Raw genomic sequence first — 21,618 nt, forward strand, 5'->3', positions numbered from 1 at the left:
CTTTCTTGTCACGGGTCAAGCTGCTAGAAACTGTGACAAGGGATCGAACAGCACCCGGCAGCCTGGCACAGGAGGAATGGATTGGGCAACTTGGCGCTTGAGCCGCTGGACCGGCCGGACGGCATGACAACGCATGAATATGCGCACCGGCGCCTGCGCCAGGCGATTATGGTCGGCTCCATCCGGCCCGGCGAATCGCTGACGATACGGGGCATCGCCGAGGCCATGGAATCGAGCCCCACGCCCGTGCGCGAGGCGCTGCGCCGGCTGTCCTCGGAGGGGGCGCTGCGGGTGCTCGACAACCGGCGCATCATGGTGCCGCGCATGACAGCGGACCGGTTCAGCGAACTCGTCTCGCTGCGCGCGGTGCTCGAGCAGCATGCCGCCCGCCGCGCTGTGCCGCACATCACCGAACGCCGCATCGACCGGCTGGAGGAGATCGACAAGGCTCAGGACGAGGCGATCGCCCGCAAGGACAACGGCACCGCGCTGCTGCTGAACCAGGAATTCCACCGCACGCTCTACACGGCCAATCCCGAGCAGGTGATCATGCCGATGGTGGAAAGCGTCTGGCTGCAACTCGGCCCCTTCCTCGGCATCGCCATGGAGCATGTCGCGCAGCTTTATTTCGTCGATCGTCACCAGGAGGCGATCGCGGCCCTGCGCAAGCGCGATGCCGACGGCGTGGCTGCGGCTATCAAGGCGGATATTTCCGAGGGCATCGGCGGTTTCGAGCGTTCCGCGATCGAAAACCTTCTTCGCCTTGCCGGGCAGTGAGCATTTGTATCGGGGCTATCCTTAAGAAGGGCTGACGCATGAAGACGGATGTCATCGTTCTCGGTGCGGGCGTGGTTGGCATTTCGACCGCGATCCATCTGGCGCGGCGCGGCAAGTCCGTGGTGCTGGTCGACCGGCGCGGCGCGGCGGAAGAGACCTCCTATGGCAATGCCGGGCTCATCCAGCGCGAGGGTGTGTTCCCCTACGGCTTCCCGCACGATTTCGGCGCGCTGTTCCGCTATGCGCTGAACAACACGATCGACGCGCATTACCATCTCTCGGCCATTCCGGGCATCATTCCGTTTCTCGCCCGTTATTGGTGGCATTCCGGCTTCCGCCAACACCAGAGCATCGCCCATCTCTATGCGCCGTTGATCGAGAACTCGATTTCCGAACATGCCGACCTTATTGCCGCATCCGGTGCGGACGACCTCATCCGCAAGGACGGGTGGATGAAGGTGTTCCGTTCGGAGAAGGAGCGCGACAAGGCCTATGCGGATGCGGAAAAGCTCTCCGCGAATTTCGGCGTCAACCATCAGAAGCTGACGACGGCGGAAGTGGCGGCGGCCGAACCGTCCATCCGCGCCGATCTCACAGGCGGCCTGCGCTGGACCGATCCATGGTCGATCCTCGATCCGCAAGCTCTTCTGAAGCGCTATCTCGCCTATTTCCAATCCCTGGGCGGGCAGCTGAAGGCGGGCGACGCCGCGACCATCGAACATGTGCTGGAAGGCGAAGGCTGGCGCATCGCCACACCGGACGGGCCTCTGGAAGGCAGGGAGGTCGTCGTGGCGCTCGGCCCGTGGGCCGATACGGTAACACGCAAGCTCGGCTATCGCTTCCCGTTCGCCGTCAAGCGTGGTTATCACATGCATTACGGCGCGCAGGAGGGGGCTACGCTCAACAACTGGGTGCTGGATGCCGAGCGCGGCTATTTCCTTGCGCCGATGAACCAAGGCATTCGCCTCACCACGGGTGCGGAATTCGCGCGGCGTGACACGCGCAAGACGCCGGTACAGCTGCGCCGGGCCGAAAAGGTTGCGCGCGAGTTCTTTCCGCTTGCCGAACGTCGCGATGAGGAGCCGTGGATGGGTTCGCGTCCCTGCACTCCCGACATGATGCCCGTCATCGGCAAGGCTCCGCGCCATTCCGGCCTGTGGTTCGCCTTCGGCCACGCCCATCACGGCATGACGCTGGGGCCGATTACCGGCCGCGTGCTGGCCGAGAAGATGCTGGGCGAGCGCACGGTCATCAATATCGGCCCCTACCGGCCAGAGCGATTCATCGCCTGAGGGTGTCTACCGCCTGATCCGCGTCGACAGGATGATCGACGACAGCGTGCGCTCCACACCCTCGATTTCACCGATCCGGTCGATCAGGTGGTCGAGTTCGGCAATCGATGCCGCCTCCACGACAGCGATGAGGTCGAAGCTGCCGCTGACCGAGTGCAGCGTGCGAACGGCGGAGATGGCGTGCAGTTCCGTCGTGATGCGCGCCAGCGTCTTCGGCGCGATGGTGATGAGCACATGGGCCTTCACCATGCCGCTCTCATAGGCGTCGGAGAGTTTAACCCCATAGCCGGCGATCACGCCGTCCCGTTCGAGGCGGTCGATCTTCGCCTGTACGGTGGTGCGCGAAAGGCCGAGCCTGCGGGCGATGGTCGCGGTCTGCTCGCGGGCGTTCTCGCTGAGGATGGCGAGGAGTTCGCGGTCCTTGGCGCCTAGCGTCGAAATGCTCATTTTTACCGTCATTTTGCCGATACTGGTCATGTATTATGTCATATCTGGCGCTTTAAATCGACAGGTCTCACCTCCAAAATGCGTGCATCAGTTCATGCCGGAGGGAAATCACATGAAGGACATCGTCGTCATCGGCGCAGGCAAGATCGGCTCCACCATCGCGCGCATGCTGGCTCACAGCGGCGATTACCGCGTTACCGTCGCGGATCGGTCCGAAGAGCAGCTTGCCGCCATCGAGCGGCATTCCGCCGTATCGACCGCCGTTGCCGACATCGCCGACGCGGCCGCCATGAAAGCCCTTCTGGCCGGCAAGTTTGCCGTTCTCTCGGCTGCCCCCTATCACCTGACGGTCGCGATTGCCGAAGCTGCCGCCGCTGCCGGCGTGCACTATCTCGACCTCACCGAGGATGTCGAATCCACCCGCCAGGTGAAGCGCATCGCCGAAAACGCCAAGACGGCCTTCATTCCGCAGTGCGGTCTCGCACCTGGCTTCATCTCCATCGTCGCCAACGATCTCGCCAGCCGCTTCGACACGCTCGAAAGCGTGCGCATGCGCGTCGGCGCTCTGCCGCAATACCCGTCCAACGCGCTGAACTATAACCTGACCTGGAGCACGGACGGGGTCATCAACGAATATATCGAGCCCTGCGAGGCCATCGTCGAAAGCGCGCTGATCGAAGTTCCGGCGCTGGAAGAGCGCGAGGAATTCTCGCTCGACGGCGTGACCTACGAAGCCTTCAACACGTCGGGCGGCCTCGGCACGCTCTGCGAGACGCTGAAGGGCAAGGTGCGCACGCTGAACTACAAGACGATCCGCTATCCCGGTCATGCCGCCATCATGAAGGCGCTCCTGAACGACCTCGGCCTGCGCCACCGCCGCGAAGTCCTCAAGGATATCTTCGAGAATGCACTGCCGACCACCACGCAGGATGTCGTCATCATCTTCGTAACGGTTTCCGGCCGCAAGGGCGGCCGCCTGATCCAGGAAACCTATGCCAACAAGGTCTACAGCGCCCCCATCGCCGGTGTCCTGCATTCCGCCATCCAGATCACCACGGCCGGCTCGATCTGCGCCGTGCTCGACATGCTCGCCGACGGAACGTTGCGCGCCGAGGGCTTTGTCCGCCAGGAAGAAATCGCACTCGACGCCTTCCTCGCCAACCGCTTCGGCCATCATTACGGGCAGGAGCAGCACGGCGCCCGCGCGGCCTGACCGATAAAATCCATTGAACGCCCCGACCGAAAGGCCGGGGCGTTTTCACGATCGTGGCTCGGCCGCGGGGAAGAGAGACGCCGCAAAGGCGCGAAACAACAAAAATGGGGCCTCTCGCGAGGCCCTTTTCTTTGTGCTTCAGACGACGTTCGGCCGCCGTGCGATCACACCCTCCGTCCGCGCGCGGACGGCCGGTGTGGCGAGGCAGGTGGCGACCGCTTCGTATCCCCGCGCCCCTTTCCGGGGTTTAACGACGATCGGAACATCATGGTTGGCCGGGCAGTAAATTATGCTTTCCCCGGTTGAAACGTCGCTACAGTCGAGGATTGAGGAGGAGCATGTGAGCAGGAAAAGAGGTCTCCCGCCAAACGATCGGTTGCGCAAATACCGCCGCAAAATCTGTTGTGTCTCGTGATCCAGCCCTTGCTCGATCATGTCTATCACGAGGACTGTGGCATCACAGGCTTCGATGGCGCGAACCAGCGCTGACAGAGCGGGCGGCGGCGGAGCCACGCCTTGTCCGGCGAATTGCCTGAGATGCGCGTCTATCCTTGCCTTCAACTGCGACTCCACTGCTTTGTCATCGCCGGTCAGCCGCTCCAGTCCGATAAAGGTGGCGTTCGGGATTGCTTCGGCGATCGCTCGCGCCAGACGTGTCTTGCCGCTGCCAAGCGGGCCTGTGATGTAGGTGATAGGCTTGATTACCGGGAGATCGAAGCGCTCGCCGCCCCACGGCCATGGCAGCTGCAGCGACACGGCCGCACCCTCATCGGCTTCCGCCGCCGACATCACGCCTCGCCGCGCAGCTTCGACGGATTGAAAGGTCTCGGTCATTCGGTCGAGCTGCTGCGCGAGATCCGCATGGTGCGCGGCGAGCGCTGTGGAGAGGTCATCTCCATTACCAGCCATTACATCAGTAATCCGGGCAAGGCCCATGCCGAGCTGGCGCAAGGCTACGATCTTTCGCGCGCGATCCATCTCGGCGGGGCCATATATCCGCCAGCCGGCTGCGCTGCGGCGCGGCGCCAGAAGGCCCCGTCGCTCATAAAGCCGCAGGGCCTTGGCGGAGACACCGAGTTCCCGTGCCGCCTCTGCGGCGCTCAGATGAAGGTCTGGCTTGTGCACGAATCGCCTCCTTTTCGCCCTAGGCCTTCTTATGAGGCCGGCCCTTGGGGCCGGGTCAAGCTGCACTGCCGGGAAAGAAAAACCCGCCGCAGACGGGCTGCGGCGGGTCTCAGAAATTCGATGAATGCGATTCAGGAAAGACGTGCGCAGGCGTCCGCGATGCGTTTCAGGGCTTCCTTGAGTTCCGCTTCCGACGTGGCGTAGGAGATGCGGAAATAGGGTGAGAGGCCGAAGGCAGAGCCCGGCACGACGGCGACATGCGCGTCTTCGAGGAGGTAATCCGTGAAGTCGCTGTCGGCGTCGATGCGCTTGCCCTTGGGCGTTGTCTTGCCGATCATGCCGGCGCAGCCGGAGAAGGTGTAGAAGGCGCCTTCGGGCGTGCGGCAGGCGAGGCCGGGCATGGCGTTCAGCGCCGAGACGACGAGGTCACGACGGTGCTTGAAGCTGGCTTGGCGGTCCTTCAAAAACGCTTGAGGACCGTTCAACGCTTCCACCGAAGCTGCTTGGCTGACGGAGGAGGGGCAGGAGGTCGCCTGGCTCTGGATCACCGCCATGGCCTTGATCAGCGCCTTCGGGCCGCCGGCATAACCGATGCGCCAGCCCGTCATCGCATAGGCCTTCGAGACGCCGTTGATGGTCAGCGTGCGGTTTTTCAGGCGCGGCTCGATGGCGACGGGCGTCACGAACGTGAATCCATCGTAGACGATGTGTTCGTACATGTCGTCGACCATCAGCCAGACATGCGGGTGCTTCAAGAGCACGTCGAGCAGCGGGCGGTAGTCGGCCTCGCTGTAGGCGGCGCCCGAAGGGTTCGACGGCGAATTGAGCAGCACCCAGCGGGTCTTCGGGGTGATGGCCTTCTCCAGCTGTTCAGCCTTGAGGCGGAAGCCGGCTTCCGCGTCGCAGGGGATCAGCACCGGCACGCCGCCGCAGATTTCCACGATGTCGGAATAGGAGGTCCAATAGGGCGTCGGGATGATCACCTCGTCGCCCGGATTGACGCTCGCCATGAAGGCATTGAACAGGATCTGCTTGGCGCCCGTCGCGACGGTGACTTCGTCCACAGCGTAGTCGACGTTGTTTTCGCGGCGGAATTTTTCGACGATCGCCTGTTTCAGCGCCGGCGTGCCGTCAAGCGCGGTGTACTTGGTCTCGCCGCGGTCGATGGCGGCCTTGGCAGCTTCCTTGACGTTATCGGGCGTATCGAAATCAGGCTCGCCGGCGCCGAGAATGATGACCGGCAGGCCTTCCTTCTTCATGGCAGCGGCGCGTGCGCCGATCTGCAGGATTTTCGAGACGCCGATGGCGGCGATGCGCGAGGCGGGCTGAAAGCCCGCCTCCTCGATGTTGCTTGCGGCGGTCATGGCGGCTTACTCGATATCGAAGGAGACGCCCTGGGCGAGCGGCAGGGCCTTCGAATAGTTCACCGTGTTGGTGGCGCGGCGCATATAGGCCTTCCACGCGTCCGAGCCGGATTCGCGGCCGCCCCCGGTTTCCTTCTCGCCGCCGAATGCGCCGCCGATCTCGGCGCCCGAGGTGCCGATGTTGACATTGGCGATGCCGCAATCCGAGCCGTCGGCCGAGAGGAAGCGCTCGGCTTCCTGGACGTTGAGCGTGAAGATCGACGAGGAGAGACCGGCCGAGACGGCGTTGTGGTCATCCAGCACGGCATCGAAGTCGGAATACTTCATGACGTAGAGGATCGGCGCGAAGGTCTCTTCGAGAACCGGGCCGGCCTGCTTGGGCATTTCGACGATGGCGGGCTTCACATAGTAGGCCGTGTCCTTGCCGGCATCGCCAACGCGTTCACCACCGGTAACGGAACCGCCTTCGGCCTTGGCCGCTTCCAGCGCCTTCTGCATGTTGTCGAAGGCCTGCTTGTCGACGAGCGGACCGACGAGGGCGGAGGTTTCCAGCGGGTTGCCGACGGAAACGCTGGTATAGGCCTTCTTCAGACGCGGCACGAGCTGGTCGTAGACGCTGTCATGCACGAAGAGGCGGCGCAGCGTCGTGCAGCGCTGACCGGCGGTGCCCATCGCACCGAAGGCAATGGCGCGCAGCGCCATGTCGAGATCGGCCGAGGGGCAGACGATGCCGGCATTGTTGCCGCCGAGTTCGAGGATCGAGCGGGCGAAACGCTTGGCGAGGCGTGGGCCGACTTCCTTGCCCATGCGGGTGGAGCCGGTAGCCGAGACGAGCGCGACCTTGTGGTTGTCGACGAGGGCTTCACCGATGGCGCGGTCGCCAATGAGAACCTGGCTGAGGTTCGCCGGTGCGTCACCGAAGCGGGCGAGAGCACGCTCGAGGATGGCCTGGCTGGCGAGTGCCGTCAGCGGCGTCTTTTCAGAGGGCTTCCAGACGATGGCATTACCGGCGACGAGCGCCAGAGCGGCGTTCCACGACCAGACAGCGACCGGGAAGTTGAAGGCCGAGATGATCCCGACGACGCCGAGCGGGTGCCAGGTCTCCATCATGCGATGGCCGGGGCGCTCGGTGGCTATGGTGAGGCCATAGAGCTGGCGGGAAAGACCGACGGCGAAATCGCAGATGTCGATCATTTCCTGCACTTCGCCGAGGCCTTCGGACGTGATCTTGCCGGCTTCGATGGAAACGAGGCGGCCGAGGTCGGCCTTGGCGGCACGCAGCTCTTCGCCAAGCAGGCGCACTAGTTCGCCGCGCTTGGGGGCCGGCACGAGGCGCCATTCCTTGAAGGCTTCGTGGGCGGCGTCGATGGCCTTGTCGGTCTCTGCGCCCGAAACCGTCTTCAGCTTGCCGATCTCTTCGCCGCTGACCGGGCTGTAGGAGGCCATGTCGCCACCCTGCCAGGCGCTGCGGGCAACGCCCAGCTTGTCGAGAAGGGCTTCGGTTTCCTTTTTCACGTCGACTGTCGTCATGGGGTATCTCCCTGAGTTTCTTAGAAGGTGATAGCGCCGAGCGTTGCCGGCGAGGTGATTGTTTTCAGACCGGCCGCAAGTTCGCGGATCTTTTCCGGGGTGTATTGGTCGTAAAATACCTGGTTCTTGCGGCCGATGGCGTGTTCCGCGCTGAAGCTGCCGCCGAACTGCTCCACAGCGACTGAGAAGACCCAGGCGCGCAAATCCGCCTCGAAATCGGGATCGGCAATCCGCGGATCGTTCTTCGCGACGACGAGGTTGAAGTGCACGCCGCCATCGCCGATATGGCCGAAATCGCAGATGGTGACGTCCTCGAAATGCTCGGGCATTCCCACCTTCATATGGGCAAGGAACGGCATGATGTCACCCCGGCGGAAGGACAGATCGAAGGCGATCAATCGTCCGCTATGTTTCACACCTTCCGACAGCGCGTGGCGCAACGCCCATATTTCGTGTGGCGGGCCGACAAAGGCATCTGCGAGCGGCGCGTCGTCGCGCTCCCAGATGGTAGCAAGCACCTCTTCCAGCACCGCATCGAGCGGCTGTTCGCCCTCGCGCGGCGGGGTTGAGCGGGAGATTTCAGCGAGGATCACGAAATCCGGTACGATGCCGCCCTGGAAGGGATTGCGCAGCGAGGGGACGTGATCGAGTGCCGCGCTGATCGCGTTGCCGGACATGCCCTCGAAGGCCGAGAGGTAGCCGCCGAGCGCGTCTTCCATGGCCACCAGCAGCGTCGCGACCTGCTCGGGCGAGGAGGGCACCAGCAGGGCGGTTGCCGACTGCTTCGGCGCGGGCTCAAGGTTCAAGACGCATTCGGTGACAATGCCGAAGGCGCCCGAGGTGCCGATGAAGAGCTGCTTCCAGTCCACGCCCGTATTGTTCTTGCGCAGGTCTGATGAAAGGTCGAGCACGGTGCCGGCCTCATCGGCGAGGACGACCGTGAGGCCGAGCGTGTTGCGGCGCACGTCACCATAGCGCAGGAAACGCGAGCCGCCGGTATTCGTCGCGATCATGCCGCCGAGGCGGGGATCGGCGCCGAGGTCGATCGGGAAGAATAGACCGGTATCCTCGATCTTGCCGTTGAGGTCGGAGAGGCGAAGGCCCGCACCTGCCTTTACGGAACGGTTCACCCGGTCGAGCTCGAAGGGTGCCGTCAGGCGGTCCAGGCTCAGCACGCCCTGGCGGCCGCTGTCATCGGGTGTCGAGCCGGAGACAAGGCCGGTATTGCCGGATTGCGGGACAAGCGCGATGCCGTTCTGCACGCAATAGGCCACCACGGCGGAGGTCTCGGCGGTCGAGGCGGGGCGGGCGACAAAGGCGGCGCGTCCCTTGTCGTAGCGCGCGCCGGTCTCATAGGCCGCCCTATCGCCAGGCGCGGTGAGAAGGCCCTTCTCGCCGAGCAGGTTTGTCAGGGCCTCGATATGGCGTGCCTCGATCATGCTGGTGTCCGTCACTCCGCAGCGGTCGCCATGTTGACGATGCCGAGGCACTTTTCAAGCGAGGCGCGCTCGATGCCGGCATAGTGTGCGAACTCGTCGAGGACGGTCGCGCCCAGATCGCGCTCGAACATCACCTGGTTGGGGCTTGCGACGAAATCCTGCGTCGCGTCGTCGCCGAGGTTGGACTGGAAGATGCCCGCGGCGCTGACCGGCAGGAAGTCCTCGTAAACGATCGGATCGAACTGGATAAGCCCCGCCTCGATCGCGGTTTCTAGGTCGGCGCTGCGGCCGGTAACGGACTGGCCCTTCTTCGTCAGCGCGTAACGGAAATAGCCGAGGCCGGCCTTGCGGATACCGTCCCAGGTATCCGGGAACGCCTTGAAGACATCGGCAAGGGCAGCTTCGTATTCGGCGGCATTGGAGCCGTCGGCGGCCGGGCGCACGCGGGCGCGGGTGTCGTTCAGGAGCTTGTCATAGAGCGCGCGGCCCTTCGGGGTCAGCGCCACGCCGCGCTGTTCGATCTCGCCGAAGCGGGCGGTGTGCGAGCCCTCCTGCCAGCCGCCATCGGCGCCGATGAAGGAGACGGCCTCTTCAAGCGCCTTGAAGGAAGTCTGGCGCAGCAGGATCGAGCAGTTGCGGGTCGGCGGGCCCTCGACGATGGCCTTGGGCGCGATGCCTTCTTGCGGCATGCGGGCCTGTACCTTGTCGATATCCAGCGTGCGCGGCGTGAGGTGATTGATATGCGGGCCCTTGAAGGAGACGACGTCGGCGATCAGGCGATGCGCATCATGCAGCCGCTTGTACATGTCGGTGCTGACGATGGCATGGTCGTGCCAGCGGAAGGTTTCCAGCACTTCAGCCACGAAACGAGCGGCGTCGGCTGTATCTAGGCCCCCGTCACGCTCGGCCTTTTCGACCAGCCGGACGGCTTCGTCGGTGAAAATCCTGCGCGCGGCGAGCACGTTGGCCGCTTCCCGGCGCAAGGCCTCGTCGGCGATCAGGTCGAGACGCAGAAGCGAAGTGAAGACGCGGAACGGATTGCGGCTCAGGCTTTCTGCGCCGACCGGCCGGAAGGCGGTGGAGTGAACCGGCACGCCGGCCGTCGACAGGTCGTAGTAGCCGACCGGGAACATGCCCATGACGGCAAAGACGCGGCGCATCATGGAAAGCTCTTCCGGCGTACCGAGGCGGATGGCGCCGTGGCGTTCCTCGGAGATGCGCTCGAGCGAATCGGTCGCCTCCAGGCGATCCCTCAGATGCGGATCGGCGGCGAGCGTTTCGTCGTTGACCTTGGCGACCAGCGCCATCAGCGTGCCATAGGCCGGCACCTCGTCACGATACATGGCCGACATGGCGGCGGAGAAGTCCGAGCGGATCGAGTCCGCGGAAAGGATCGAATTTGCCTTCATGGGAAGCTGTCTCATCTGTTTGACGCGATTCCGGACGGAAAACCGTTTCACACTTTTCCTGGAATTGCTGTACAAGGTGGGAGGCCCTGTTCATTCTCAAAACGGATCATACCGGATCGTTTCCTTGAGTGATTGCGACCGTTCTGACTATGTTGATGCGAGGAATGAATGAAGCTCAGTCGAAGGCTGATCCCTGACGTCACCACGCTGCAGGCGTTCGAATGTGCCGCGCGCCATGGCTCCTTCACGCAGGCCGCACACGAGCTGAACCTCACCCAGAGCGCCGTCAGCCGCCAGATCAAGGATCTGGAAGAGCAGCTCGGCGTGCTGCTCTTCGAGCGCGTGCGCCAGCGCGTGGTGCTGTCGGACGACGGGCGGCGCTTCCTGCCGGAGGTGCGCAAGCTGCTCCACCAGACGGAAGAGACCATGCTGCGCGCCATGGCGTCCGCGTCGTCGGAACACAGCCTCGCCATCGCGACCCTGCCCACCTTTGGCAGCCGCTGGCTGACGCCGCGCATTCCCGGTTTCCTTGCCCAGCATCCCGGCACGATCATCAACATCGCCTCGCGCTCGGCGCCGTTCGATTTCGACGAGGAGAATTTCGACCTCGCGATCCATTACGGCCAGCCCGTCTGGGCGCGCGCCTCCTGCTCCTATCTGTGCAGCGAGATCATTTTGCCGGCGGCAAGTCCCGATCTCCTGAAGTCCTGGGCTCCGTCGGAGCCGAAGGATCTGGAAACGGCGCCGCTGATGCATCTCGCAACCCGGCCGAAGCTGTGGGCGCAATGGTTCGAGCTGAACGGCGGATCGGCTGATACGGCCTATCGGGGCCACCGCTTCGACCAGTTCTCCATGGTGATCGAATCCGCGGTCGCTGGCCTCGGTTTCGCACTCCTGCCTAAATACCTGATCGAACAGGAGCTTGCGAGCGGACGCCTCGCCGTCGTCTTCGACCGACCGATGGAGACGGAGAACAGCTATTATCTCGTCGTGCCGGAGGGCAAGCTGGAAAACCCGCTCAGCCAGGCTTTCCGGGCCTGGATCGCCGGGCAGGTGCCGGCCTGAGAACCCGCCGGCATCATGCGGCGGGAGCATGACCCGGTTCGCAATTTTTGCTTTAGTGACGGAGCCGCATGGTCGATGCTGTGCGCAAAATCCTCCTTGTGAAAAGACACACCACCAATGCTCAATGATCCGCGCTCCCATGGCCTCTGGGAGATGACCGCCCCGCCCGCCCCCGACACCGTCGCCTTCTCGGGAAAGGCGGAAGCGGATGTCGTTATCGTCGGTGGCGGCTATACCGGGTTTTCCGCAGCACTTCATCTCGCTGAACGCGGCACACGGGTCATCCTGCTGGAAGGCGCGGAGGTCGGTTATGGCGGGTCGGGCCGCAATGTCGGCCTCGTCAATGCCGGCATGTGGGTGATGCCCGACGAGCTGCCGGGCGTGCTCGGCGATCTCTACGGCAGCCGCCTGCTGGACGTGCTCGGCAACGCGCCGCGCCTGGTTTTCGATCTCGTCGAAAAGCATGGGATCGACTGCGAGATCAATCCGGCCGGCACGCTGCACTGTGCCGTCGGCCAGTCCGGCCTCGACGAGCTGAAGCAGCGCGCCGAACAGTGGGCGCGGCGCGGCGCGCCGGTGCGGCTGCTCGATGCGGCGGAGACGGCGACAAAGGTCGGCACCGGCGCCTATGCCGGCGCCCTGCTCGACATGCGCGCGGGCACGATCCAGCCGCTTGCCTATGCCCGCGGCCTCGCCCGCGCCGCCATCGCGGCCGGCGCGCAGGTGTTTACCGGCAGTCCGGTGACAGGCGCGGAGCGCAACGGCACGCGCTGGACGGTGAAGACGCCGCGCGGCGACGTGACGGCTGACTGGGTGATCGTGGCGACCAATGCCTACACCGCCTCCCCCTGGAACGTCGTGCGCACGGAACTCGTGCATCTTCCCTACTTCAACTTCGCCACGGTGCCGCTGTCAGCCGAAATGCAGGCGAAGATCCTGCCGGAACGCCAGGGCGCCTGGGATACCAAGGAGGTGCTCTCCTCCTTCCGGTTCGACAAGCGCGGCCGCCTGGTTTTCGGCAGCGTCGGCGCACTGCGTGGTGCCGGGCTCGGCATCCACAAGGCTTGGGCGCGCCGGTCGCTGAAGAAGCTGTTTCCTGACATCGGTGACGTCGCCTTCGAGGCGGAGTGGTACGGCAAGATCGGCATGACCGCCGACAACCTGCCGCGCTTCCACCGGTTGGCCGAAAATGTCGTCGGCTTCTCCGGTTATAACGGCCGCGGTATCGCGCCGGGCACCGTTTTCGGCCGCACGCTGGCCGAGCTCGTGTCCGGCCGCATTGCGGAGGCCGACCTGCCGCTACCGGTCACCGACCCGCAGGCCCAGTCCTTCCGGTCAGTGCGCGAGGGTTATTACGAACTCGGCGCCCAGATTGCGCATTTTGCTAGTGCACGGTTCTAGAGACACCTCAAGACAAAACGCCCGGCCGAAGCCGGGCGTTTTGCATTCTTGAGCTGGCCTCAGTGCTGCTTTGCCGGAAGGCGCGGCAGGAAGATCGTCAGGATGCCGAGAAGCGGCAGATACGAGCAGATCTGGTAGACGAAGTTGATGCCGTGGCTGTCGGCGACGCCGCCGAGCAGGGCCGCACCCAGGCCGCCCGCGCCGAAGGCGAAGCCGAAGAAGATGCCGGCGATCATGCCGACCCGGCCCGGCACCAGTTCCTGCGCGAAGACGACGATGTTCGAGAAGGCCGAGGAGAAGATCAGGCCGATCAGCACCGTCAGCGCGCCCGTCCAGAACAGATTGGCATAGGGCAGCATCAGCGCGAAAGGGATGACGCCGAGGATCGAGAACCAGATCACGAAGCGCGTGCCGAAGCGGTCGCCGATCGGCCCGCCCATGAAGACGCCCAGCGCAGAGGCACCGAGGAACAGGAACAGCATCAGCTGCGCCTGCTGCACGTCGAGACCGAAACGGCCGATCGTGTAGAAGGTGAAGTAGCTCGAAATGCTGGCGAGATAGGCGTTCTTCGTGGTGGTCAGCAGCACGAGGACGGCAAGCGCCCAGGCGACGCGTCCGCGCGGCAGCGGCAGTTCGCGGCTGGCGGCAGGACGGCCCGCCGCAAGGCGGCGCTCCCCGGCGTACCAGTTGCCGACCCAGGTCAGGATCGCCATGCCGAGCAGGGCGACGACCGAGAACCACGCAACGCTGGACTGGCCGAAGGGCAGCACGATGAAGGCGGCGAGCAACGGGCCCAGTGCCGTGCCGGCATTGCCGCCGACCTGGAACATCGACTGCGCCAATCCGTGGCGACCGCCCGATGCGAGGCGCGCGACACGCGAGGATTCCGGATGGAAGATCGCGGAACCGAGCCCGATCAGGCAGGCGCCGAAGACCAGCACGGGGAAGGAATGCGCATAGGCCAGCATGATCAGGCCGCAGAAGGTGCTGCCCATGCCGACCGGCAGCGAGAACGGCATCGGCCAGCGGTCCGTCACGATTCCGACGGCCGGCTGCAGGAGCGAGGCGGTGACCTGGAAGGCGAGCGTGAGAAGGCCGATCTGCATGAAGTCGAGCGCATAGTTCGCCTTCAGGAGCGGGTAGAGCGACGTAAGGAGCGACTGCATGATGTCGTTCAGCATGTGGCAGGCGCTGACGGCAATGATGATGGAATAGGACGTGGTGGCGACGCTGCGGGGCGCCGCGGGGACGACAGTCGACATTTTTTCCTCGAAGTTTCGACCCGGACAGGCTTTTTCTTGCTGAATTACAAGTATTGCCTGCGGCCTGCTTTCGTGCTGAGGTCCATTTCTTACGCGATTGGGCCAAAGATGGAAAAACTCACGGAATCCCGTCTCAAGACGCTGCATGAAGAACATGTTCGCAACCTTGCCCGCATGGAGCAGTCGAACGAGGACGTTCTGGTGCACAGCACCGATGTTCCGGGCGGCTACACGGTTCCGCCGCATCATCATCGCCGCACGCAGTTCCTGTGCGTCTTCTCGGGTGTCGTGCTGGTTGCGACGGATCGCGGCCGCTGGATGATCCCGCCGGGCCATGCGCTGCTCATCCCGCGCGGGCTGGAGCATTCCGTCGAGATGTATTCGGATGTCAGCATGCGCTCGGTCTACATCTACTCGCCGGAGGGCCGCGCGGCGGCGCGCGAACCCGTCGTACTGGAGGTGACCGATCTTGCCCGCCAGCTCATCGCCGAAGCGTTGCGCAAGGGGGCGGTGGCGGAAGATCGCAGGCGGGGCGAACTGGTGATGGCCTTGCTGGTCGATGAGATCGGGCGCCTTCAGGAACGCCGGCTTGGCCTGCCCTTTCCGGCGAGCGGCCGGCTTGCCGGACTTTGCCGCGATTTCGTCACGCAGCCCTCGCCCGCTGCCAAGATCGACGACTGGGCGCGTCGTCTCAACATGAGCCGGCGCACTTTCACGCGCTTCTTCCGGCAGGAGATGGGCATAAGCTTCGTGACCTGGCGCCAGCAGGCCTGCCTTTTTGCCTGCCTGCCGCGCCTTGCCGCCGGCGAGCCGGTAACTCGGGTGGCGCTCGATGCAGGCTATGAAAGCGTGCCGGCCTTCACCACCATGTTCAGGCGCATGCTGGGGGCCGCGCCCCGCGCCTATCTGACGAGCCGCGAGGCGGCCTAGCGTCTCAAAAAGACTGACAAAGGACGTGATCGGGGGGCTGTTTTCCGCGGGCTTTTGGGATTAGGAAGGGCTGCGGGACCCAAACCGGGCCGCAAACCGGGAGCGCTGGCCGCACGGGGGACGGTGAATGAAAAAGATATCGGTCATCGGCATCGGCGCGGGCAACCCCGAGCACATGACCATTCAGGCCATCAATGCGCTGAACCGGGCAGATGTGTTGCTCATCCCGCTGAAGGGAGATGAGAAGGCCTTCCTGGCCGATGCGCGCCGCGACATCTGCGCGCGTTTCCTGACCAATTCCGCCTGCCGCATCCTGGATTATGCCGTACCGGTGCGCAATGCCGACGGCGCCTATGAAGACGGCGTGCGCGACTGGCATCATGCCATCGCCGCCATCTACGAGCGCACCCTCCTGAACGAACTCGGCGACGATGAGACCCTTGGCCTGCTCGTCTGGGGCGATCCGATGCTTTACGACAGCACGCTGCGCATTGTCGATCATGTGCGCGCCGCCGGCCGCGTCGCCTTCGAGATGGAGGTCATTCCGGGCATCACCAGCGTGCAGGCGCTCTGTGCCGGCCACGGCATCGCGCTCAACCGCATCGGCCTGCCCGTCGAGATCACCACCGGCCGCCGTCTGGCGGAGGGTTGGCCGGCGGCGACGCGCGATGCGCTCGTCATGCTGGATGGCGTGCAGGCCTTCAACACGGTGAATGACCCCGAGGCGGAAATCTGGTGGGGCGCCTATCTCGGCACGCCGCACGAGATCCTGCTGTCAGGCCGGCTCGCCGACATGGCCGAGACGATCACGCAGACTAGGACCAGGGCGCGTGCCGAACACGGCTGGATCATGGATACCTACCTGATCCGCCGGCCGGTCACCGATGCCGGGGAGGACGCAGTATGACGGTCGCGTCCCACCGCATCGACACCAATACGCTGCGCCGCGGTGCATGCCCCTCGATTACCGCGCCCATGCAGACCGGCGACGGCCTTCTGGTACGCCTTCGCCCGGTCTCAGCGGCGCTGAGCGCGCAGGACCTTCTTGCGCTTGCGGACATTGCCCGCCGGCATGGCAACGGGCTTATCGAAATCACGGCACGGGGCAATATCCAATTGCGCGGCCTCATCGATGCATCGGTGCCGCGCCTTGCCGCCGACCTTGCCGCCGCCGGTATCGAGACCCGAACCGGCGTCGCCATCGAGATCCCGCCGCTTTCCGGCGTGGACCCGTCCGAAATCGCCGATGCCACGCCGATAGCGGATGCCTTGCGCAACGCTATCGCGGCTGCTGCGCTCACACTTGCGCCCAAGCTTGCCATCGTCGTGGATGGCGGCGGCGTGCTGTCGCTTTCCGATATGGTCGCCGATATCCGGCTCGACGCTATCGAGACAAATGAAGGCGCCCTCTGGCGTCTGGCCATCGGCGGTGATCGCGAAACGGCGCGTTCTGTTGCTCTTCTGCCTTCGGATGCCGTTGTCGACGGCACGATGGCCGTCGTTTCGGCGCTGGCTGCCGCCGGTCCGGCGACCCGTGGCCGCGATCTGGACGTGCCGACCCTGAGCGCCAATCTTTCCGAGGGGGACAACGGGCAGGAGGCGATTTCCTGGTTCAAATCCGGCCCGCGGCATCCGGTCGGCAAACACCATATCGGCAGTCGTCTGGTTCTGGGTGTCGCGCCCGCCTATGGGCAGGTGCATGCGGATCGCCTCGCAGCTCTTGTCCAAAGCCTGTCGGCCTGCGGCGCCATGGAATTTCGTCTTGCGACGCACCGCACGCTTCTGGTGTGCGGGCTTTCGGAAGAAGGGCTGTCCGCCGCACAAGGGGCAGCCGAGCGCGAAGGCTTCTGGTGCACGGACAAGGCGCCGGGGCGTTCCGTCTCGATCTGCGCCGGAGCTGCGGGCTGCGCATCCGCAAGCTTCGATACACATGCCGCTGCCGATGCCGTGGTGGCCCACGCCGCCGGCCTGCTCGATGGCTCCGTCGATATCCATATTTCCGGCTGCCCCAAGGGTTGCGCTCATCCGGCGCGCGCTGCCGTCACGCTGTGCGGCACGGCCGATGGCGTCGGCCTTGTCCTCAACGGCAAGGCATCCGATCCGGCGCTGGCAACCGTTCCCGCTGACGGCTTCGTGCCGGCGATCCAGCGTCTCGGCGCCCTGTTGCGCAATCGCCGTGCCGAAAGCGAGACGGCGAAAAGCCTTCTCGATCGCACGGCGCCCGATACTATCGTTTCCGCATATCAAGGCCACCAATGACTGAGTATGACTACATCAAGGATGGCACGGCCATCTATGAGAAATCCTTTGCGATCATCCGTTCGGAGGCTGATCTTGCACGCTTTTCCGAGGTGGAGGCCGATGTCGCGGTGCGCATGATCCATGCCGCCGGCCTCGTCGAGGCGGCGCAGCATTTCGTCTTTTCGCCGGATTTCGTGTCTTCCGCACGGGCCGCCCTTCAGGCCGGCGCCCCGATCTTCTGCGATGCCGAAATGGTGGCGCGCGGCGTGACCGCCGCCCGCCTGCCGGCCGGCAACGACGTCATCTGCACCCTTCGCGATCCGCGCACGCCCGAACTGGCAAGCGAGACCGGCAACACGCGCTCGGCCGCCGCCATACGGCTCTGGCTGGAGCGCATGGCCGGCTCGGTCGTTGCCATCGGCAATGCGCCCACGGCGCTGTTCTACCTGCTGGAACTGCTGCGCGACGGCGCGCCGAAGCCGGCGGCCATTCTCGGCATGCCGGTCGGCTTCGTCGGCGCGGCGGAATCGAAGGATGCGCTTGCTGAAAACTCCTACGGCGTGCCCTTCGCAATCGTGCGCGGTCGCCTCGGCGGCAGCGCAATGACGGCCGCCGCCCTCAATTCGCTGGCGAGGCCGGGCCTATGAGCACCATGACCGGACGACTGTATGGCGTGGGCACGGGACCGGGTGACCCGGAACTGCTGACGCTGAAAGCGGTGCGGGCGATCGGCGAGGCGGATGTTCTCGCCTATTTCGCCAAGGCCGGCCGGTCCGGCAACGGGCGCGCCATCGTCGAGGGGATGCTGAAGCCGGGCATGACGGAGCTGCCGCTCTACTATCCCGTGACGACGGAAATCCACAAGGACCACGACGACTACAAGGGCCAGATCACCGGGTTCTACGATGCATCGGCCGAAGCGGTGGCGACGCATCTTGCGGCGGGCCGCACGGTCGCGATCCTCTCGGAGGGTGACCCGATGTTCTACGGCTCCTACATGCATCTGCATGTGCGGCTGGCCCATCGTTTCCCGACGGAGGTCATTCCCGGCATCACGGCCATGTCCGGCTGCTGGTCGCTGTCCGGCCTGCCGATCGTGCAGGGCGACGACGTGCTGTCCGTTCTGCCGGGCACGATGGCGGAGGGCGAGCTGGAGCGCCGGCTGGTCGATACGCAGGCCGCCGTCATCATGAAGGTCGGCCGCAACCTCCCAAAAATCCGCCGCGCGCTGGCGAGTGCCGGACGCCTCGCCGAGGCCGTCTACGTCGAGCGCGGCACCACGCCGTCGAGCATGTCCATTCGCCTTTCGGAAAAACTCGACGACACCGCGCCCTATTTTTCGCTGGTGCTCGTGCCCGGCTGGGGCGGCCGGGCATGACAGGCAAGCTCTTCGTGATCGGCACGGGGCCTGGCAATCCCGACCAGATGACGCCGGAAGCGCTGCGAGCGGTGGAGGCCTCCAGTGAATTCTTCGGTTATTTTCCGTATATCGACCGCCTGAACCTCAGGCCGGACCAGATCAAGGTCGCGTCCGACAACCGCGAGGAGCTGAACCGCGCGCAGGCGGCGCTCATGCGGGCAGCCGACGGCGTGAATGTCTGCGTCGTCTCCGGCGGCGATCCCGGCGTCTTCGCCATGGCGGCGGCGGTCTGCGAGGCGATCGATGCCGGGCCGGCGGAATGGAAGACGGTCGACCTCGTCGTCGTTCCCGGCGTCACGGCCATGCTGGCGGTCGCCGCCCGCATCGGCGCGCCGCTCGGGCATGATTTCTGTGCGATCTCGCTGTCCGACAATCTCAAGCCGTGGGAGATTATCGAGAAGCGGCTCAGGCTGGTCAGTGAGGCGGGCCTCGTCATCGCGCTCTACAATCCGATCAGCAAGGCGCGGCCGTGGCAGCTGGGCAAGGCCTTCGAAATCCTGCGCGAGACGCTGCCGGCCGAAACGCCCGTCGTCTTCGGCCGTGCGGCCGGCCGTCCCGACGAGCGCATGCTGGTCATGCCGCTGGGGGAAGCCGAGGCCGATCGCGCCGACATGGCGACCTGCGTGGTCATCGGCTCGCCGGAGACGCGCGTCATCGCCCGTCCCGGCCTGCCGGATCTCGTCTATACGCCGCGTTTCCTCAGGGACGAGAGCAGATGATCGGCCAGCCGCTCCGCTTCCTCGGCCGTTCCGGCGCGATGCCCGTCATCGCCCGCCGCCCGCTCCACGAGCACGACGGGCAGGCCCAGAATGCGCGCGGCGACGATCTTGCCGTGGGTGGCCTCGCCGCCGGAATTCTTGCTGACGATCACCTCGATCCGGTGTTCGCGAAGAAGAGCGACCTCGTCTTCCACCGCGAAAGGACCGCGGGCCAGCAGGTATTCGACCTGCGGCGCATCGAGCGGCGGATCGACGGGATCGACGCTGCGCACGAGATAGCGGTGCTGCGGCGCGGTATCGAAAACCTTGGCTTCCTGCCGTCCAATGGCGAGGAACACGCGGCGGGGGTCTTTTCCGAGCGCGGTGACAGCGTCCGCCATCGTGGCGACACGCGTCCAGCGGTCGCCATCCGTTTCGTCCCAGCCACGTCGCTCCAGACGCAGCAGCGGAATGCCGGTCTGGCGGCTTGCGGCGTGGGCATTGGCGGAAATCTGCCGGGCGAAGGGATGCGTGGCGTCGATCAGGAGATCGATCGCCTTCGCGCTGAGATAGTCGATGAGGCCGGCAACGCCGCCGAAGCCACCGCTGCGCACCGGTACGGGCTGCCGGGCGGGATCGATCGTGCGGCCGGCAAGCGAGAGCGTCACGGTGAGATCGTTGCGTGTTACCAGGCGCGCCGCAAGCTCGCGGGCTTCGGCCGTTCCACCCAGTATGAGGATGCGTCTCTTGTCCACGCCTGATCCAACCCTTTCGACGGCCGCCCCGTGGCTTTCCATCGTCGGGATCGGCGAGGATGGTCTAGCGGGTCTGGGCGACGAGGCCAAGGCCGCCATCTCGACCGCGACAGTGGTTTTCGGCGGTGCGCGGCATCTGGAACTCGCCGGCAGCGCCATCAGCGGCGAGCGGCAGAGCTGGCTCAGCCCGTTCGAACGGTCGGTCGAGGCCGTGCTTGCCGCGCGCGGCCGCCCGGTCGTCGTGCTCGCTTCAGGCGATCCCTTCTTCTACGGCGTCGGCGTCACGCTGTCGCGCCGCATTCCGCGCGCGGAAATGCGGGTCTTCCCCGCGCCTTCCGCCTTCAGCCTGGCGGCCTCGCGCATGGGCTGGGCCTTGCAGGACACGGTGTGCGTTTCCCTGCACGGCCGCCCCGTCGACCTCATTCGCCCCCATCTGCATCCGGGCGCACGCATCCTGGCGCTGACGTCGGACAGCGACGGGCCGGCCGCGCTGGCCGCCCTCCTTGCCGGGAGCGGCTTTGGCGGATCGGCATTCACGGTTCTGGAGGCGCTTGGCGGGACGCGCGAACGTGTCAGCCATCACATGGCCGGGCAGTTCGCGCTCGCGGGCGCGGATATGCTCAATGTCTGCGCAGTCGAAATCGTGGCAGCCCGCGATGCGCGCATTCTGCCTTATACGCCCGGGCTGGACGACGCGCTCTTCGAGCATGACGGGCAGATCACCAAGCATGAGGTTCGCGCGCTGACGTTGTCGGCGCTGGCGCCGCGGCGGCGTGAACTTCTGTGGGATATCGGCGCAGGATCGGGCTCGATCGGCATCGAATGGATGCTGGCCGATCCGTCGCTCCGCGCCATCGCCATTGAAGGCCATGCCGAGCGCGCCGCCCGCATCCGTCGCAACGCCGGCAAATTCGGCGTGCCGGGGCTTACCGTCGTCGAAGGCATGGCGCCGGATGCGCTGGCCGGGCTCACCGCGCCGGATGCCGTTTTCATCGGCGGCGGCGGCAGTGAGGCCGTGGTTATGGATGCGGCGATTGCAGGGCTGAAGCCGGGCGGGCGGCTTGTCGCCAATGCGGTGACGACGGAAATGGAGGCGGTGCTGCTTGCGCAGCATGCCCGGCGCGGCGGATCGCTCATCCGCATCGATATCGCGCGCGCGTCGCCCGTCGGGCAGATGACGGGCTGGCGGCCGGCCATGCCGGTCACGCAATGGCGCTGGGTAAAACCGGCCGAACAATCCGAGGACTAGG

20 protein-coding genes are annotated in these 21,618 nt (G+C 65.2%); 12 read left to right on the forward strand and 8 right to left on the reverse strand.

What is annotated here, in order from left to right:
• Positions 1–81: 81 nt before the first annotated feature.
• Entirely contained in the window at positions 82–777 is a 696-nt protein-coding gene (locus tag MKI86_RS10970; RefSeq protein ID WP_134648363.1) for a GntR family transcriptional regulator, read from the forward strand.
• 38 nt (positions 778–815) lie between these two features.
• Positions 816–2,069 carry an NAD(P)/FAD-dependent oxidoreductase gene (locus MKI86_RS10975; RefSeq protein WP_241600937.1) on the forward strand — a complete coding sequence of 418 codons (1,254 nt, stop codon included), beginning with the start codon at positions 816–818 and terminating at the stop codon, positions 2,067–2,069.
• 6 nt (positions 2,070–2,075) lie between these two features.
• On the opposite strand, the gene MKI86_RS10980 is transcribed toward MKI86_RS10975, so the two are convergent.
• Positions 2,076–2,516 (reverse strand): Lrp/AsnC family transcriptional regulator, encoded by a 441-nt coding sequence (locus MKI86_RS10980; RefSeq protein ID WP_241600938.1) that lies wholly within the window; start codon positions 2,514–2,516, stop codon positions 2,076–2,078.
• Between the two features lie 112 nt (positions 2,517–2,628).
• On the opposite strand from MKI86_RS10980, the gene MKI86_RS10985 reads away from it, so the two are divergent.
• Positions 2,629–3,729 (forward strand): saccharopine dehydrogenase family protein, encoded by a 1,101-nt coding sequence (locus tag MKI86_RS10985; RefSeq protein WP_241600939.1) that lies wholly within the window; start codon positions 2,629–2,631, stop codon positions 3,727–3,729.
• Between the two features lie 138 nt (positions 3,730–3,867).
• On the opposite strand, the gene MKI86_RS10990 is transcribed toward MKI86_RS10985, so the two are convergent.
• From MKI86_RS10990 to hglS, 5 genes are all read right to left on the reverse strand, one after another.
• Complete coding sequence (locus tag MKI86_RS10990; protein ID WP_241600940.1) at positions 3,868–4,854, reverse strand: MerR family transcriptional regulator; 987 nt, start codon at positions 4,852–4,854, stop codon at positions 3,868–3,870.
• 131 nt (positions 4,855–4,985) lie between these two features.
• Positions 4,986–6,218 carry a pyridoxal phosphate-dependent aminotransferase gene (locus MKI86_RS10995; RefSeq protein ID WP_241600941.1) on the reverse strand — a complete coding sequence of 411 codons (1,233 nt, stop codon included), beginning with the start codon at positions 6,216–6,218 and terminating at the stop codon, positions 4,986–4,988.
• 6 nt (positions 6,219–6,224) lie between these two features.
• A complete protein-coding gene (amaB, locus tag MKI86_RS11000; RefSeq protein ID WP_241600942.1) occupies positions 6,225–7,748 on the reverse strand; it encodes an L-piperidine-6-carboxylate dehydrogenase in 1,524 nt (507 codons plus the stop codon).
• Between the two features lie 20 nt (positions 7,749–7,768).
• Entirely contained in the window at positions 7,769–9,187 is a 1,419-nt protein-coding gene (locus MKI86_RS11005) for an FAD-binding oxidoreductase (RefSeq protein ID WP_241600943.1), read from the reverse strand.
• Between the two features lie 11 nt (positions 9,188–9,198).
• Positions 9,199–10,596, reverse strand: a complete 1,398-nt coding sequence (gene hglS / locus MKI86_RS11010; RefSeq protein ID WP_241600944.1) for a 2-oxoadipate dioxygenase/decarboxylase HglS — start codon at positions 10,594–10,596, stop codon at positions 9,199–9,201.
• Positions 10,597–10,764: 168 nt separating this feature from the next.
• On the opposite strand from hglS, the gene MKI86_RS11015 reads away from it, so the two are divergent.
• Together MKI86_RS11015 and MKI86_RS11020 are read left to right on the forward strand one after the other, a co-directional pair.
• A complete protein-coding gene (locus tag MKI86_RS11015; protein ID WP_241600945.1) occupies positions 10,765–11,661 on the forward strand; it encodes a LysR family transcriptional regulator in 897 nt (298 codons plus the stop codon).
• 117 nt (positions 11,662–11,778) lie between these two features.
• Complete coding sequence (locus MKI86_RS11020; RefSeq protein ID WP_241600946.1) at positions 11,779–13,062, forward strand: NAD(P)/FAD-dependent oxidoreductase; 1,284 nt, start codon at positions 11,779–11,781, stop codon at positions 13,060–13,062.
• A gap of 59 nt (positions 13,063–13,121) precedes the next feature.
• Here MKI86_RS11020 and MKI86_RS11025 read toward each other — a convergent pair whose 3' ends face one another.
• On the reverse strand, positions 13,122–14,324 hold the full coding sequence (locus tag MKI86_RS11025; RefSeq protein WP_241600947.1) for an MFS transporter: 1,203 nt from the start codon (positions 14,322–14,324) through the stop codon (positions 13,122–13,124).
• A 108-nt stretch (positions 14,325–14,432) separates the two neighbouring features.
• Between MKI86_RS11025 and MKI86_RS11030 the strand changes: the two genes are divergently transcribed.
• The 6 genes from MKI86_RS11030 (at position 14,433) to MKI86_RS11055 (ending at position 19,634) form a co-directional block, all read left to right on the forward strand.
• Positions 14,433–15,254: an AraC family transcriptional regulator gene (locus MKI86_RS11030; RefSeq protein WP_241600948.1), complete on the forward strand. Its 822-nt coding sequence runs from the start codon at positions 14,433–14,435 to the stop codon at positions 15,252–15,254.
• A 127-nt stretch (positions 15,255–15,381) separates the two neighbouring features.
• Positions 15,382–16,161, forward strand: coding sequence for a precorrin-6A synthase (deacetylating) (cobF, locus tag MKI86_RS11035; RefSeq protein ID WP_241600949.1), 780 nt, complete (start codon positions 15,382–15,384; stop codon positions 16,159–16,161).
• A complete protein-coding gene (gene cobG, locus MKI86_RS11040) occupies positions 16,158–17,513 on the forward strand; it encodes a precorrin-3B synthase (protein WP_241600950.1) in 1,356 nt (451 codons plus the stop codon). The genes cobF and cobG overlap by 4 nt, the downstream gene beginning before the upstream one ends.
• A complete protein-coding gene (locus tag MKI86_RS11045; protein WP_241600951.1) occupies positions 17,510–18,142 on the forward strand; it encodes a precorrin-8X methylmutase in 633 nt (210 codons plus the stop codon). The genes cobG and MKI86_RS11045 overlap by 4 nt, the downstream gene beginning before the upstream one ends.
• Positions 18,139–18,873 (forward strand): precorrin-2 C(20)-methyltransferase, encoded by a 735-nt coding sequence (locus MKI86_RS11050; protein WP_241600952.1) that lies wholly within the window; start codon positions 18,139–18,141, stop codon positions 18,871–18,873. Before MKI86_RS11045 ends, MKI86_RS11050 begins: the two co-directional genes overlap by 4 nt.
• Entirely contained in the window at positions 18,870–19,634 is a 765-nt protein-coding gene (locus tag MKI86_RS11055; protein ID WP_241600953.1) for a precorrin-3B C(17)-methyltransferase, read from the forward strand. The genes MKI86_RS11050 and MKI86_RS11055 overlap by 4 nt, the downstream gene beginning before the upstream one ends.
• Here the strand turns inward: MKI86_RS11055 and MKI86_RS11060 are convergent.
• Positions 19,598–20,368: a cobalt-precorrin-6A reductase gene (locus MKI86_RS11060; protein WP_241600954.1), complete on the reverse strand. Its 771-nt coding sequence runs from the start codon at positions 20,366–20,368 to the stop codon at positions 19,598–19,600. The two genes, MKI86_RS11055 and MKI86_RS11060, sit on opposite strands and share 37 nt — an antisense overlap.
• Here MKI86_RS11060 and cbiE point away from each other — a divergent pair.
• On the forward strand, positions 20,352–21,617 hold the full coding sequence (gene cbiE / locus MKI86_RS11065; RefSeq protein WP_370879949.1) for a precorrin-6y C5,15-methyltransferase (decarboxylating) subunit CbiE: 1,266 nt from the start codon (positions 20,352–20,354) through the stop codon (positions 21,615–21,617). The genes MKI86_RS11060 and cbiE overlap by 17 nt on opposite strands.
• Position 21,618: the final 1 nt, after the last annotated feature.

Origin of the sequence: Shinella sedimenti (genome assembly GCF_022601905.1) — a bacterium.
GTDB classification, from domain to species: Bacteria; Pseudomonadota; Alphaproteobacteria; order Rhizobiales; family Rhizobiaceae; genus Shinella; species Shinella sedimenti.

Excerpts from the sequence above, each read along its gene's own strand:
- MKI86_RS10995 (WP_241600941.1), bottom strand. The coding sequence starts at position 6,218 with ATGACCGCCGCAAGCAACATCGAGGAGGCGGGCTTTCAGCCCGCCTCG.
- MKI86_RS11005 (WP_241600943.1), bottom strand. The coding sequence starts at position 9,187 with ATGATCGAGGCACGCCATATCGAGGCCCTGACAAACCTGCTCGGCGAG.
- MKI86_RS11025 (WP_241600947.1), bottom strand. The coding sequence starts at position 14,324 with ATGTCGACTGTCGTCCCCGCGGCGCCCCGCAGCGTCGCCACCACGTCC.
- MKI86_RS10980 (WP_241600938.1), bottom strand. The coding sequence starts at position 2,516 with ATGAGCATTTCGACGCTAGGCGCCAAGGACCGCGAACTCCTCGCCATC.
- MKI86_RS11030 (WP_241600948.1), top strand. The coding sequence starts at position 14,433 with ATGGAAAAACTCACGGAATCCCGTCTCAAGACGCTGCATGAAGAACAT.
- MKI86_RS11055 (WP_241600953.1), top strand. The coding sequence starts at position 18,870 with ATGACAGGCAAGCTCTTCGTGATCGGCACGGGGCCTGGCAATCCCGAC.
- MKI86_RS11015 (WP_241600945.1), top strand. The coding sequence starts at position 10,765 with ATGAAGCTCAGTCGAAGGCTGATCCCTGACGTCACCACGCTGCAGGCG.
- MKI86_RS11020 (WP_241600946.1), top strand. The coding sequence starts at position 11,779 with ATGCTCAATGATCCGCGCTCCCATGGCCTCTGGGAGATGACCGCCCCG.
- MKI86_RS11050 (WP_241600952.1), top strand. The coding sequence starts at position 18,139 with ATGAGCACCATGACCGGACGACTGTATGGCGTGGGCACGGGACCGGGT.
- MKI86_RS10975 (WP_241600937.1), top strand. The coding sequence starts at position 816 with ATGAAGACGGATGTCATCGTTCTCGGTGCGGGCGTGGTTGGCATTTCG.
- hglS (WP_241600944.1), bottom strand. The coding sequence starts at position 10,596 with ATGAAGGCAAATTCGATCCTTTCCGCGGACTCGATCCGCTCGGACTTC.
- MKI86_RS10985 (WP_241600939.1), top strand. The coding sequence starts at position 2,629 with ATGAAGGACATCGTCGTCATCGGCGCAGGCAAGATCGGCTCCACCATC.
- MKI86_RS11045 (WP_241600951.1), top strand. The coding sequence starts at position 17,510 with ATGACTGAGTATGACTACATCAAGGATGGCACGGCCATCTATGAGAAA.
- cbiE (WP_370879949.1), top strand. The coding sequence starts at position 20,352 with ATGCGTCTCTTGTCCACGCCTGATCCAACCCTTTCGACGGCCGCCCCG.
- cobG (WP_241600950.1), top strand. The coding sequence starts at position 16,158 with ATGACGGTCGCGTCCCACCGCATCGACACCAATACGCTGCGCCGCGGT.
- amaB (WP_241600942.1), bottom strand. The coding sequence starts at position 7,748 with ATGACGACAGTCGACGTGAAAAAGGAAACCGAAGCCCTTCTCGACAAG.
- cobF (WP_241600949.1), top strand. The coding sequence starts at position 15,382 with ATGAAAAAGATATCGGTCATCGGCATCGGCGCGGGCAACCCCGAGCAC.